Origin of the sequence: Streptomyces sp. CA-106110, from assembly GCF_050936285.1 — a bacterium.
Classification (GTDB): domain Bacteria; phylum Actinomycetota; class Actinomycetes; order Streptomycetales; family Streptomycetaceae; genus Streptomyces.
The window spans coordinates 3,917,507-3,930,016 of the sequence record NZ_JBNJNB010000001.1; the positions used below are offsets into that span (position 1 = coordinate 3,917,507).

Below are 12,510 nucleotides of genomic sequence, written 5' to 3' on the forward strand. Positions count from 1 at the left end.
TGGTTGCTTCCGCGGCCTTGTTGTGGGCTTTGAGGGCATGCGGGATCCGCCGGTCTGCCGGCCTCTCCAAGGTCCTCGGGTCGTAGGGGCGGGGTTGGTGTTCAGCATCGTTGGGGCAGTGCGGTGATGGTCTGGAGGGCCTTGGTGTATGCCTTGGCCCAGGGCCATCGCTCGGGAAGTCGTAGCCGCAGTCGCCGAGCGGTGTGGACCAGGCGGCCTGGGACGGTGAACAGGGTCCGTTTCAGGGTGGTGGCTGTGGCTCGGGTCAGCTCGTGACCTGCGAGGATGCCGATGGCGTGTCCGAGGTTGTGGCCATGACGGCGAGCGCGAGCCAGGCGGCATTGGCCGTGAAGCGCCCCGAGGGCAGGTGGGCCAGACCGGCGGATTTGAGTTCGGCGATGGTCTGCTCGACCACCGCATGCCGCCGGTGGTCGGCCTCCGTCTCGAGCACGTCGCCTTGGCGGTCGGTGACGAACGCATGGTGGTTGTAGCTGGTGAACAGGGCCAGTTGTGAGCCGGGAGTGGGGCGGACCCGGCGGACGATCAGCCGGACCGTGAGTGGGGTCTTGGTGTGCGCGAAGCAGGTGTAGGTGGTCTCGGCGACATCTGCGCCGGAGACCTCCGGGGTGGACAACCAGTACGGGATCGGCCTCCAGGCGTCCTCGGGTATCGCGGCGATGGCTGCCTTGATCTTGGGGTCCTGCCGGACGGTGATCGAGAAGCGGACATCCAGCGTGCGGGCGGTCAGCAGCACCGCTTGGGAGTAGAACGCGGAGTCGGCACGGACGGTGAGAGGGCCCGTTGCTCCGGCGTGTCGGACTCGGCTGACGGTCTCGGTCAGGAAGGACTTGGCGCCGCGGGCTGCCCCGGCGTTGCCGCCGCGCAGACGGCAGAACAGAACCTGGCCAGTCTCGGGGCAGGTGGCCAACTGCGGGTGATAGCCGCGGACCTTGGTGTAGCCGAAGGCCGCACCCTGCTTGCCGCGTCCGTAGACCGGGACGATGGTCGAGTCCAGATCGATGGTCAATGGACCGGCAAGGTCCTTCGGCCCGCCGCCGGCTGCCCACAATCGGGCGAGCAGTTCCCGGGACACCGCGTCGAGTTGGCGGATGTTGTGCCAGCGGAACGACCTCAACCAGGTACCCACCGTCGAGGGAGCACGAGTGGCGTTGAACAGCTCTCCCGTCGCGCCGGCCCTCAGCACGCTGGTGTCGTCGATCGAGTCGCCCCCGGCCAGCATCGATCCGATGACCGTCAGTGCCTTCGACCCACCATGAGCACCGTGGGCCTGCAGATGCACTCGTTCATCGACCAGCTCGGCAAGTCCCGTGCGCTGCGCGAGCAGGGCGGGCGCCAGCAGTCCCGCGCACGGCACGATGTTCGGTTCGTCGAAACCCACTCGGACACGGCTCAGATCATGAGAAGCTCGCACTCGTCAGATGCCCTCTCGACGCGGAACGATTCGGCCTCAGCAACCGAGATCATCCCAAGTCAGAGGGCATCTGCGCGTCCGAACGCTACAACTACCAGCGCTTCACGACGGTGGATCCGGGCTTAAAAAGGCACCCCCGCCCCATGGTTCCTGAGGGAGACACGGTTCGAGGTGTGAGGGATGTGATGCGTCGAATGGCTCAATTTGCGGTCTCGTAGCGAGCGACGTTCTTCGAGACTGCTTTGAGCAGCGGTTCCAAGCGATCTGCCAGCTTCTGGTACTCGCTCGTCCGGCCGTCCGACCACTGGCCAAGTCCCGCCACCATGGCGCGGCCCTGCCCGGTGAAGGCCTGCACCATTCCGCTGTCAGCCGGCAGGGTCGGCAGGCCGGATCCGGGCGGTGGAGCTTGCGCGGCCACCTCGTAGTCGTTGAAGTTCATGGTCAGTTGGGTCACCAGCTTCACCGTCTCCTGGGGGTCCTTCATTGTGAAGATGGCCAGGTTGAACTGGTTGTTGTGCGTGTCCTTGTATAGGGCGATCTCCTCGCCGAGACACCCTCTGCCGGCGGCGATCTCGGCGGCCAGTGCCGACCCGACCGAGTCGGGCTCGGTGCAGGACTTCAGCGCGGCCCGGCCCAGCCTGGTGAAGGTGCCACCGTTACCGTCCGCCACATGGACCGGAAACGCCTCGGCCAGGGGGATTATTGGCCGTTCTGCCGCACGAGCGGTCGTCGCTGAGGCACGCGGTGTGGGTGCGGCCGTTGTCGTCGCGGGTGCGGCAGCTTCGCGTTCGGGGGATGACGAGGTCCTGTAACTCACGGCAAGGAGGGCCGCGGTGACCACGGTGACCGCCGCTACGGCCAGCGCGGTATTTCGGGGCCACGCACGCTTCCGGGCGGGAACCGGGCCTTCCTTGATGCTGGCCCAGTGCACGAAGTCGTCGTTGCGCGCCGCGTTCCACTGGTCGCCGTCGGGTCTGTGGTGGTTCAGAAGTGGATTCTCGTTGCTAGACACAGTGAGACCGTATTGATCACGGCTTCTGAGGTGTATACAACTAGGTCACAGCATGATCACTATTCGAGTGAACGTTCGGACGGTGGCTCTTTCTTCTTCACACACCACACGGGGCCGCTCACGGCGGCTTCCGACGCACCCACCACGGGCACTGTGACCTTTCCCGACCGGAGCTCGCCTGCCTGGCTCCAGCTCGGGAGTCCCCCTACCGCCCTCCATACGACACCGGCCGACCGGTGAACGCGTCCAGAAGCACACGGTCGCCGAGCGGCCGGCCCAGCTTCACCGTCACCTTCTCACCGAGCAGCTGTTTGGTGCAGGGACCGTCGTTCGTCCCGACGATGGACGCGGACAGCACCACGCTCCCGCCCGTCTCCAGTACGTCCACGGCAGGACCGTCGTCGCAGGCCCCGTGGCCGGCCATCACCGTGACGGACCGGCCGTCCCCCGCCGTCCCGACCAGTCCCTGAAGCGGCCACAACGTGTCGCTGGGCCCCTCCGCGACCGGCTCGACCGGCGGCGTGGGAGGCTTCGAGGGACGCAGGGCGGCCCGCTTGAGCGGAGTGTCGTAGCCGTCCAGGGTGAAAAGCCAGGCCGGGACGGTCGCCGGGCCGCGGCTCGTGGCCAGGGTCATCTCACCCAGCTTCGCCCCGCTCACGGTCAGGTGCGGTCCGTCTCCGCCGCCGGCCACCGCCTCGTACGCCTGCCGCGCCTCCACCAGTGGCAGCGTGAGCGAGCCCCCGTTCTCCCACTTCACCTGACCGTTCTTCCGCGAAACGGCAGGGAGTTGGCCGCGCAGGACGAAGTTCTGCCTCTCGTAGGCCTGCTTGTCGTCTTCGTCATGGAAGGCGTCCTCGGGCAGCTGGACCCCCTCGCCGATCGGGTAATAGCCCTTCCGCCATGCCCGGGCGGCCTCGGAGCCGTCCCAGGCGTCGGCGACCTGGCGAGCGCGAGCCTCCGCCACCGGGCTGTGGCCGGGGGCGCGGGCCTGAGCACCACGACCGCTGCCCTGATCGCTGCCGCAGCCGGTGACGGCCCCGCCCGCTGCGGAGAACAGGGCGAGGACGAGGAGCAGTTGGGCGGTGCGTGCGGACATGGGTCCCCCAGGGTCCGACGGTGACGAGCACAGGCTTCGCGGTGTGGGCTCCCGGCAGTACCGCTCCTATGACGCACCGGGACCGGGTTGCGTTCGGCGCGCCCCGGACGTCCCCGGTGTCACTTGGCCGTCGGCATCCGCGACCTGTACATCAGTGCCCGGCAGTTGGACGACGGGCTCGACGCGCCGAGCTGGGTCGAGCCCATACTGTCCGCCGTGCGTTCGCAGAGCTCAGGCCAACTGCCAGCCGGACAGCCGCCCCGTCCCCATCACGCCCGCTCGAAACGCTCCAGCTGGCCGTCATCACCCACCACGGCGATCACTTCGGCACCGGGGAGCTGCTCACGCGGAATGCCGGTGTCGGCGACGAGGCGGTCCACCGGTACGCGCTCCGGCTCGCCGCCGCCGGTGTACTCTGTCCTGATGAGCGCCTGGTCGCCGAACAGGACCCCGACACGAGCCCTCATGCGTTCACTGGTCATATGGTTTCCATTCCTCTCGGTAGTCAGGGTGGTCGGCCCAGATGGCAGCGACGGCGCGAAGGCAGACCCGCGCGTGGCTGCCGACCATCCGGGACCACAGATCGACCCTGTCGCGAAGCACAGCAGTCTGCCGCCGGACGCGGGCCGGGTCGTAGCGGGCGATGTGCTCGCCGAGAACCGGCACGATGCGCTCGGCAATGACCATGCCGCCCTGCGCGAGCACGGCGGATCCCTCGTACGACCAGGCCTCTCCACCTGTCCGGCGGACGATGGCCTTACGGGCGGTCTCGTCGTCCTCGTCGAGTCGGGCGCGCAGGAACGCCAACAGGGCATCTTTCACCGGGCTCTCCTGGAGGTGGCGAGTGCTGCGAAGGCGATGACGAGAGTGAGGGCCCGCACCCAGGCGAGCGGATCGTTCTGGGGCATGGTGGTCCCTAGGTCGTGGCCTGCGTGGGGGGCAGGGTGCCAGTGTGCAGGCCTGTGAAGTACCTGTGAAGCCATGTGGCACTCCTGGGAGCCTCGTTGGACAGTCGCCCCGCCCCCATCACGCCCGCTCGAAACGCTCCAGCTGACCGTCATCACCCACCACGGCCACCACTTCGGCGCCGGGGAGCTGCTCCCGGGGAATGCCGGTGTCGGCGACGAGGCGGTCGACCGGTACCCGCTCCGGCTCGTCGTCGCCCGTGTGCTCCGTCCTGATGAGCGCCTGGCCGCCGAACAGCAGACCCACACGAGCCGTCATGCGCTCGCTCATAGCGTCCATTCCTCTCGGTAGTCGGGGTGGTCGGCCCAGATAGCCGCCACGGCTCGAAGGCAGGCCGGCGCGTGGGAACCGAGCATCTTCGACCAGAGATCGACCCGGTCGCGAAGAATGGCGGTCTGCCGAAGGACGCGCGCCAGGTCGTGGCGGGCGGCGTGTGAGCCGTCCGCCGCACCGCACGGGCCATGCATGGCGCCCAGCACCGGACCGACCGGAAGCCCTATCCGCGTGCGCTTGCCCGTGTCCGCCACGATCGACGAGCCGTCGTGACTGCCCAGATTCCGTGTCGTCCACGGGCCCGGCGTTGCAGCGCGCGCCGCCCGGTCGTCCTCGTCGAGCCGGGCGCGCAGGAACGCCACCAGGTCAGCGGTCATGGCTCCTCCTCTCGCGCGCGTTGGGGCGCGGCCGCTCCAGCACGGTGATCCGCTCACCGTCCCACACGAGGGTGTCGCCGAGCCGGGCGCCGAGGGGGAGCTCTTCACCCCGCTGGGCGATGACGCCGACGGTCCCGCAGGTGGCGATGCACCGGTAGCCGTGGCGCTCGCACCAGCGGCCGGGCGCGTCGAGGGGCAGCAGAACAAGGGCGGTAACGCGCTCGGTGGTCGTGGGGTCATCCTCTCGTGTGGTGATCAGCGTTTGATGCGGCCTCGTACGGCGAGGGCGGCCAGGGCAAGGGCGACGCCTTCGCGTTCAGCGGCGCGGGTGTTGTCGTCACGCTGCTCCGGGATACTCCGTTCGCCTCTCGCCGAGACCCGCAAGTACTCGCGACCGGTCATCCCTGCCAAGCTGTGCACCGTGTCGCCCTCCCCAGAATCAGACCTCGAGTATGCACGTGCCGGGCAAGGTAGAAGGCCCCCTGTTCCGGGGCGGCCGGCCGGCCTTCCAGCTCTCTCCGCCCTCGCGGCTCTCCTCTTCCTGCTGATCACCTGGCAGGTCTCCGTCCACGGCCCGCTCCTGCGGCTGGACGCGCGGCTGAGCGGGACCCTGACCCACCCCGGCCGGCTCTCCGAGTTCCTCTCCGCCCTGGGCGACGTCTCCATCGCCCTGCCCGTGCTCGCGGGCGTCCTGATCGGCATCGCCTGGCACGACCGGCTGGAAGGCACGGACCGGTGGTGGCTGCCGCCCGCGGCGGCGGCCGGCACGATGGCGGCCGTCCCGGCACTCGTCGTCCCGCTCAAGGCGCTGATCGCGCGGCCGGGCCCACCGGTCATGGGCCCGGCCACGGGCTTCTACCCCTCGGGGCACACGGCCACGGCGGCCATCGCCTACGGCTCGGCCACCCTGCTGCTGTGGCCCCGGCTGCGCACACCGCAGGCCCGCCGCGGACTCCTCGGCGTCTGCCTCTGCCTGAATCTCGGCGTGGCCTTCGGCCTGGTGCGCCGTGGCTACCACTGGCCGCTGGACGTGCTGGCCAGCTGGTGCCTGTGCACGGTGCTGCTCTCCTTGCTGTGGGGCGTGCTCAGCCGAAGTAGCCGTCGAACGTCCGCTGGAACTCCCAGCTCCCGAAGCGGTCCCAGTTGACAGACCACGTCATCAGGCCGCGCAGGACGGGCCAGGTGCCGTGGGTCGGGTACGAGCCGCAGTTGGTCTTCTTCGTCAGGCAGTCCAGCGCCTTGGTGACCTCCGACGGGGCGACGTAGCCGTTGCCCGCGTTCGTGGACGCTGGCATGCCGATCGCCACCTGGTCGGGCCGCAGCGGCGGGAAGACCTTGCTCGTGTCCCCCGCCACCGGGAAGCCGGTGAGCAGCATGTCGGTCATCGCGATGTGGAAGTCCGCCCCGCCCATGGAGTGGTACTGGTTGTCGAGGCCCATGATCGGGCCCGAGTTGTAGTCCTGGACGTGGAGCAGGGTGAGGTCGTCCCGCAGGGCGTTGATGACCGGGAGGTAGGCCCCGCACCTCGGGTCCTGGCCGCCCCACTTGCCCGTGCCGTAGTACTGGTAGCCCATCTGCACGAAGAAGGTCTCCGGGGCCATCGAGAGGACGAACTTCGATCCGTATCTGGCCTTCAGACTCTTCAGGGCGGAGATGAGGTTGACGATCACCGGTGTCGTCGGGTTCCTGAAGTCGGTGTCGTTGGCGTCCAGGGACAGCGAGTGGCCCTCGAAGTCGATGTCCACGCCGTCGAGGCCGTAGGTGTCGATGATCTTCGAGACCGAGGAGACGAAGGTGTCCCGGGCCGCCGTGGTCGTCAGCTGCACCTGGCCGTTCTGCCCGCCGATCGAGATCAGCACCTTCTTGCCGGCCGCCTGCTTGGCCTTGACGGCCGCCTTGAAGTCGGCGTCGCTCTCCACGTTCGGGCACTCGGTCACCGGGCAGCGGGTGAACCGGACGTCGCCCGAGGTGGCCGAGGTCGGCTCCCCGAAGGCGAGGTCGATGACGTCCCAGCTGTCGGGGACGTCCGCGAGGCGCGTGTACCCGGATCCGTTGGCGAAGCTCGCGTGGAGGTAGCCGATCAGGGCGTGCGCCGCGAGGTCCGTGGAGCCGCCCGATCCGGCGGAGGTCGTCGCGCTCACCGCGGCCGACTTCGCGGACTCGCCCGCGTCGTTCACGGCCGCCACCTGGAAGCTGTAGGCGGTGGAGGGCGACAGTCCGGTGACCGTGGCCGAGGTGCCGCTCACTGTCTGGACTTCGGCGCCGTCGCGGTAGACGGCATAACCCGTCGCGCCGGTCACCGCCGACCAGGACAGGGCCACGCTGGAGGACGTGACGGTGCCGGTCCGCAGACCGGTCGGCGCGGCGGGCGGCTGCCCGGCAGCGGTGCCCGGTCCGACCAGCGAGATGTCGTCGGCGTAGTAGGCGCCGGTGCCGTACCAGCCGTGTGTGTAGATCGTGACCTTCGTCGTGGACGCGCCGGTGCGGAAGGTGGTCGTCAGCTGCTGCCAGTCGGCCGCCGACGGGGTCCAGGTGGAGACGTCGGTGGTGCCTGTGCCACTCGCACCGAGGTAGACGTAGGAGCCCCGGACGTAGCCGCTGAGCGTGTACTGGGAGTCCGGCTGGACCGTCACCGTCTGGGTGCACTGGGCGTTGTCGCTGCCGGCCGGGGTCGCCTGCAGCGCCGAACCGCCGCCGTGCACCGGGGAGCCGACCGTGGTGCCGGCGGTGCAGGTCCAGCCGTCGAGGCCCGCCTCGAAACCGCCGTTGCGCGCGAGATCCGCGTCGGCGGCGCCGGCATCGGTCGCGAGCGCGGTCAGGCCGGGTACGGCCAGGGCGACGGCCGTACCCACGGCGAGCAGGCGATGGCGGACGAAAGGTCTGGTGCGATCCACAAGTGCCTCCGGGCATGGGGGAATTGGAGGGTGGAGCGCGCCCAACTTGGTCCAGACCAATTCGGTTGTCAAGGGGCTTGGCATGTACCCGCTGCCGCCCTGGGGCCCCTGGGGTCCGCGAGGAGGGGGTCCGGCCTCAGCTGTCGAAGCCGAGGCCCAGCCTGTCCATCGTCTTCAGCCAGAGGTTGCGCCGTCCGCCCTGCGCATCGGCGCGGGCCAGCGACCACTTGGTGAGCGCGATGCCCGTCCAGGCGAACGGCTCGGGCGGGAACGGCAGCGGCTTCTTCCGGACCATCTCCAGCTCGGTGCGCTCCGTGCGCTCCCCCGCCAGCAGGTCCAGCATCACGTCCGCGCCGAAGCGGGTGGCGCCGACGCCCAGGCCGGTGAAGCCGGCCGCGTAGGCCACCTTCCCCTGGTGCGCCGTCCCGAAGAACGCCGAGAAGCGCGAGCAGGTGTCGATGGCGCCGCCCCACGCATGGGTGAAGCGGACGCCCTCCAGCTGCGGGAAGCAGGTGAAGAAGTGCTCCGCGAGCTTGGCGTACGTCTCCGGGCGGTCGTCGTACTCGGCCCGCACCCGCTTGCCGTAGGGGTAGACCGCGTCGTAGCCGCCCCACAGGATGCGGTTGTCGGCCGAGAGCCGGAAGTAGTGGAACTGGTTCGCCGAGTCTCCGAGTCCCTGACGGTTCTTCCAGCCGATCGACGCGAGCTGCTCGTCGCTGAGCGGCTCGGTCATCAGGGCGTAGTCGTAGACCGGGACGGTGTAGGACCGCACACGCCGCACCAGGTTCGGAAAGATGTTCGTGCCGAGCGCCACCTTGCGGGCGCGTACCCGGCCGTACGGGGTCCGGACGGCCATACCGGCGCCGTACGGCTTCAGGGTGAGCGCGGGCGTGTGCTCGTAGACACGGACGCCGAGCGCGAGGCAGGCCCGCTTGAGGCCCCAGACGAGCTTGGCCGGGTGGACCAGGGCCACGCCCCGGCGGTCGTGCAGACCGGCGAGGAAGGTCGGCGAGTCGACTTGTTCCCTTACCGCCTCCGCGTCCAGGAACTCCGTGCCCCCGGCAAGGCCACGGCGTTCCATCTCCTCGTACCAGTCGCGCAGTTCCCACGCCTGGTACGTCTCGGTCGCCACGTCGATCTCGCCGGTGCGCTCGAACTCGCAGTCCAGGGAGTGCCGGGCGACCGCCTTCTCGATCTCGTCGAGATTGCGGGCGCCCAGCTCCTGGAGTCGGTGGATCTCGTCGGGCCAGCGGGTGAGACCGTTGGCCAGGCCGTGGGTGAGGGAGGCAGCGCAGAAGCCGCCGTTGCGGCCCGAGGCGGCCCAGCCCACCTCGCGGCCTTCCAGCAGCACCACGTCCCGCCGCGGGTCGCGCTCCTTGGCGATGAGCGCGGTCCACAGTCCGCTGTAGCCGCCGCCGACGACCAGCAGATCGCAGGTCTCGGTGCCGGTCAGGGCGGGCTCGGGGTGGGGCTTGCCGGGGTCGTCCAGCCAGTAGGGAACCGGCTGGGCTTCGGAAAGAGACTTGGTCCAACGGGTCATGGCGCTTGGGGCCATGATGTCAACTCCCTACGCGTGCATTACGCCTTCTGGCGATTCCGGCGATTGCCGATGACCATGGAGGACAGGACGAACAGCACGGCGATGATGAACATGGTCGTGCCGATCACATTGATCTGGACGGGCGTTCCGCGCTGCGCCGAGCCCCACACGAACATGGGGAAGGTGACGGTCGAGCCCGCGTTGAAATTGGTGATGATGAAATCGTCGAAGGAGAGCGCGAAGGCCAGCAGCGCGCCCGCGGCGATTCCGGGTGCCGCGATCGGCAGGGTGACCCGCAGGAAGGTCTGGAACGGGCCCGCGTACAGGTCCTGTGCGGCCTGCTCCAGCCTCGGGTCCATCGACATGACACGCGCCTTGACGGCCGTCACGACGAAGCTGAGGCAGAACATGATGTGCGCGATCAGGATCGTCCAGAAGCCGAGCTGCGCACCCAGGTTGAGGAACAGGGTGAGGAGTGAGGCCGCCATGACGACCTCGGGCATCGCCATGGGCAGGAAGATCAGCGAGTTCACGCTGCCGCGGGCGCGGAACCGGTAGCGGACCAGCGCGAAGGCGATCATCGTGCCGAGGATCGTGGCGCCGATCGTCGCCCAGACCGCGATCTGGAGGCTGACCGACAGCGAGCCGCACATGTCGGCGACGCCGCAGGGGTCCTTCCAGGCGTCCAGCGAGAACTGCTGCCATTCGTAATTGAAGCGCCCCTTCGGTTTGTTGAAGGAGAACACCGTGACGATGACGTTCGGCAGCAGGAGATATCCGAGTGTCAGCAGTCCCGCGAGGATGACGAGATTGCGCTTGAGCCAGTTGACGAAGGCCATTTAAACCAGATCCTCCGTGCCGGACCTGCGGATGTAGACCGTGACCATGACGAGGATCGCGGCCATCAGGATGAACGAGAGCGCCGCGGCCGTCGGATAGTCGAGGATCCGCAGGAACTGTGTCTGGATGACGTTGCCGACCATGCGGGTGTCGGTGGAGCCGAGCAGGTCGGCGTTGACGAAGTCGCCGGCCGCCGGGATGAAGGTCAGCAGCGTGCCGGAGACCACGCCCGGCATCGACAGCGGGAAGGTGACCTTCCGGAACGTCGTGAACGGCTTGGCGTACAGATCCCCCGCGGCCTCGTGGAGGCGTCCGTCGATGCGCTCCAGCGAGGTGTACAGCGGCAGGATCATGAACGGCAGGAAGTTGTACGTCAGACCGCAGACCACGGCGAGTGGCGTCGCCAGGACCCGGTCGCCCTGGGTCCAGCCGAGCCAGTTGGTGACGTCGAGCACGTGCAGCGTGCCGAGCGCGCCGACCACCGGCCCGTTGTCGGCCAGGATGGTCTTCCAGGCGAGCGTGCGGATCAGGAAGCTGGTGAAGAACGGCGCGATCACCAGGATCATGATCAGGTTCCGCCAGCGGCCCGCGCGGAACGCGATGAGGTACGCGAGCGGGTAGCCGAGCACGAGGCACAGCAGGGTCGCGGCGGCGGCGTAGAGGACCGAGCGCAGGAACTGCGGCCAGTACGTGGACAGCGCGTCCCAGTAGGTCGCGAAGTGCCAGGTGACCTTGTAGCCCTGCTCCAGGGAGCCCGTCTGCACGGATGTCGAGGCCTGGTAGACCATCGGCAGTGCGAAGAAGACCAGCAGCCACAGGATGCCGGGCAGCAGCAGCCAGTACGGCGTCAAGCGGCCTCGCTTGCGCGGGGGCTTCGCCTCCAGGGCGGTGGGCGCGAGAGGTGGCGGCGCCTCGGTGACAGCGGCCATCAGGCGGCCTCCTCCTCGACGGACTCCACACCGGCGTCGATGTCCTGCGCCGCGTCCAGCCCGAAGGTGTGCGCCGGGTTCCAGTGCAGGACGACCTCGGCGCCGGGCACCAGACGGGGATCGCGGTCGATGTTCTGGACGTACACCTCGAACTCGGGGCAGACGGGGCTGTCGATCACGTACTGCGTGGAGACGCCGATGAAGCTGGAATCGGCGATCTTGCCGGTGATGCGGTTGCGGCCGTCGGGGACTTCGCCCGCGTCGTCGGCGTGGGTCAGGGATATCTTCTCCGGGCGCACGCCGACCAGCACCTTGCCGCCCGCCGTCGCCGGCGCGGAACAGCGCGCCTCGGGAAGGGTGAGCTTGCCGCCGCCGGCCTTGAGGACGATCTCCGCGCCGTTCCGGGAGTCGACCTCGGCCTCGATCAGGTTCGACGTGCCCAGGAAGTTGGCGACGAACGTGGTCTGCGGGTTCTCGTACAGGTCGCTGGGTGAGCCGAGTTGCTCGACGCTGCCCGCGTTCATCACGGCGACGGTGTCGGCCATCGTCATGGCCTCCTCCTGGTCGTGCGTGACATGGATGAAGGTGATGCCCACCTCGGTCTGGATGCGCTTGAGTTCGAGCTGCATCTGCCGGCGCAGCTTGAGGTCGAGGGCGCCGAGCGGCTCGTCGAGGAGCAGCACCTTGGGGTGGTTGATGAGCGCGCGGGCCACCGCGACGCGCTGCTGCTGGCCGCCGGAGAGCTGGTGCGGCTTCTTGCGCGCCTGCTCGCCCAGCTGCACCAGCTCCAGCATGTCCTCGACCTGCTTCTTCACCGACTTGATGCCGCGCCGGCGCAGGCCGAAGGCGACGTTCTCGAAGATGTCGAGATGCGGGAAGAGGGCGTAGGACTGGAAGACGGTGTTCACCGGCCGCTTGTACGGCGGCAGATGCGTGACCTCCTGTTCGCCGAGGCGGACCGTACCGGAGGAAGGTTCCTCCAGACCGGCGATCATGCGCAGGGTGGTGGTCTTGCCGCACCCGGAGGCGCCGAGCAGGGCGAAGAAGGAGCCCTGCGGCACGGTCAGGTCCAGCGGGTGGACGGCCGTGAAGGAGCCGTACGTCTTGCTGATCCCGGAGAGGCGGACGTCGCCGCTGTTGTCTGTCGTCAT

14 protein-coding genes are annotated in these 12,510 nt (G+C 68.8%); 1 reads left to right on the forward strand and 13 read right to left on the reverse strand.

Annotated elements, in window-relative coordinates; genetic code table 11:
- Positions 1–265 precede the first annotated feature (265 nt).
- The 8 genes from ACQEXA_RS17975 to ACQEXA_RS18010 all read right to left on the reverse strand — a co-directional run bounded on the left by ACQEXA_RS17975 (position 266) and on the right by ACQEXA_RS18010 (position 5,558).
- Complete coding sequence (locus ACQEXA_RS17975) at positions 266–1,399, reverse strand: IS1380 family transposase (protein WP_432933266.1); 1,134 nt, start codon at positions 1,397–1,399, stop codon at positions 266–268.
- A 232-nt stretch (positions 1,400–1,631) separates the two neighbouring features.
- Positions 1,632–2,444, reverse strand: a complete 813-nt coding sequence (locus ACQEXA_RS17980) for a hypothetical protein (protein WP_432933264.1) — start codon at positions 2,442–2,444, stop codon at positions 1,632–1,634.
- 205 nt (positions 2,445–2,649) lie between these two features.
- Positions 2,650–3,540, reverse strand: a complete 891-nt coding sequence (locus tag ACQEXA_RS17985; RefSeq protein WP_432933262.1) for a hypothetical protein — start codon at positions 3,538–3,540, stop codon at positions 2,650–2,652.
- A 269-nt stretch (positions 3,541–3,809) separates the two neighbouring features.
- Positions 3,810–4,022, reverse strand: a complete 213-nt coding sequence (locus ACQEXA_RS17990; protein WP_432933260.1) for a hypothetical protein — start codon at positions 4,020–4,022, stop codon at positions 3,810–3,812.
- Positions 4,012–4,362, reverse strand: a complete 351-nt coding sequence (locus ACQEXA_RS17995; RefSeq protein WP_433130551.1) for a DUF6221 family protein — start codon at positions 4,360–4,362, stop codon at positions 4,012–4,014. The genes ACQEXA_RS17990 and ACQEXA_RS17995 overlap by 11 nt, the downstream gene beginning before the upstream one ends.
- 204 nt (positions 4,363–4,566) lie before the next feature.
- Positions 4,567–4,776 carry a hypothetical protein gene (locus ACQEXA_RS18000; RefSeq protein ID WP_432933257.1) on the reverse strand — a complete coding sequence of 70 codons (210 nt, stop codon included), beginning with the start codon at positions 4,774–4,776 and terminating at the stop codon, positions 4,567–4,569.
- Complete coding sequence (locus ACQEXA_RS18005; RefSeq protein WP_432933255.1) at positions 4,773–5,156, reverse strand: DUF6221 family protein; 384 nt, start codon at positions 5,154–5,156, stop codon at positions 4,773–4,775. Before ACQEXA_RS18005 ends, ACQEXA_RS18000 begins: the two co-directional genes overlap by 4 nt.
- Positions 5,157–5,411: 255 nt before the next feature.
- Positions 5,412–5,558, reverse strand: a complete 147-nt coding sequence (locus tag ACQEXA_RS18010; protein WP_432933253.1) for a hypothetical protein — start codon at positions 5,556–5,558, stop codon at positions 5,412–5,414.
- Between the two features lie 19 nt (positions 5,559–5,577).
- On the opposite strand from ACQEXA_RS18010, the gene ACQEXA_RS18015 reads away from it, so the two are divergent.
- Positions 5,578–6,303, forward strand: a complete 726-nt coding sequence (locus ACQEXA_RS18015; RefSeq protein ID WP_432933252.1) for a phosphatase PAP2 family protein — start codon at positions 5,578–5,580, stop codon at positions 6,301–6,303.
- Here the strand turns inward: ACQEXA_RS18015 and ACQEXA_RS18020 are convergent.
- From ACQEXA_RS18020 to ACQEXA_RS18040, 5 genes are all read right to left on the reverse strand, one after another.
- Positions 6,242–8,050 (reverse strand): chitinase, encoded by a 1,809-nt coding sequence (locus ACQEXA_RS18020; protein ID WP_432933250.1) that lies wholly within the window; start codon positions 8,048–8,050, stop codon positions 6,242–6,244. The two genes, ACQEXA_RS18015 and ACQEXA_RS18020, sit on opposite strands and share 62 nt — an antisense overlap.
- A 136-nt stretch (positions 8,051–8,186) precedes the next feature.
- Complete coding sequence (locus ACQEXA_RS18025; protein ID WP_432933248.1) at positions 8,187–9,605, reverse strand: NAD(P)/FAD-dependent oxidoreductase; 1,419 nt, start codon at positions 9,603–9,605, stop codon at positions 8,187–8,189.
- A 23-nt stretch (positions 9,606–9,628) separates the two neighbouring features.
- Positions 9,629–10,429: an ABC transporter permease gene (locus ACQEXA_RS18030; protein WP_432933246.1), complete on the reverse strand. Its 801-nt coding sequence runs from the start codon at positions 10,427–10,429 to the stop codon at positions 9,629–9,631.
- Entirely contained in the window at positions 10,430–11,359 is a 930-nt protein-coding gene (locus tag ACQEXA_RS18035) for an ABC transporter permease (protein WP_359402740.1), read from the reverse strand. It lies immediately after the preceding gene.
- Entirely contained in the window at positions 11,359–12,510 is a 1,152-nt protein-coding gene (locus ACQEXA_RS18040) for an ABC transporter ATP-binding protein (protein WP_432933244.1), read from the reverse strand. Before ACQEXA_RS18040 ends, ACQEXA_RS18035 begins: the two co-directional genes overlap by 1 nt.

Excerpts from the sequence above, each read along its gene's own strand:
- ACQEXA_RS18005 (WP_432933255.1), bottom strand. The coding sequence starts at position 5,156 with ATGACCGCTGACCTGGTGGCGTTCCTGCGCGCCCGGCTCGACGAGGAC.
- ACQEXA_RS17985 (WP_432933262.1), bottom strand. The coding sequence starts at position 3,540 with ATGTCCGCACGCACCGCCCAACTGCTCCTCGTCCTCGCCCTGTTCTCC.
- ACQEXA_RS18000 (WP_432933257.1), bottom strand. The coding sequence starts at position 4,776 with ATGAGCGAGCGCATGACGGCTCGTGTGGGTCTGCTGTTCGGCGGCCAG.
- ACQEXA_RS18035 (WP_359402740.1), bottom strand. The coding sequence starts at position 11,359 with ATGGCCGCTGTCACCGAGGCGCCGCCACCTCTCGCGCCCACCGCCCTG.
- ACQEXA_RS18025 (WP_432933248.1), bottom strand. The coding sequence starts at position 9,605 with ATGGCCCCAAGCGCCATGACCCGTTGGACCAAGTCTCTTTCCGAAGCC.
- ACQEXA_RS18040 (WP_432933244.1), bottom strand. The coding sequence starts at position 12,510 with ATGACGACAGACAACAGCGGCGACGTCCGCCTCTCCGGGATCAGCAAG.
- ACQEXA_RS17990 (WP_432933260.1), bottom strand. The coding sequence starts at position 4,022 with ATGACCAGTGAACGCATGAGGGCTCGTGTCGGGGTCCTGTTCGGCGAC.
- ACQEXA_RS18010 (WP_432933253.1), bottom strand. The coding sequence starts at position 5,558 with ATGACCGGTCGCGAGTACTTGCGGGTCTCGGCGAGAGGCGAACGGAGT.
- ACQEXA_RS18030 (WP_432933246.1), bottom strand. The coding sequence starts at position 10,429 with ATGGCCTTCGTCAACTGGCTCAAGCGCAATCTCGTCATCCTCGCGGGA.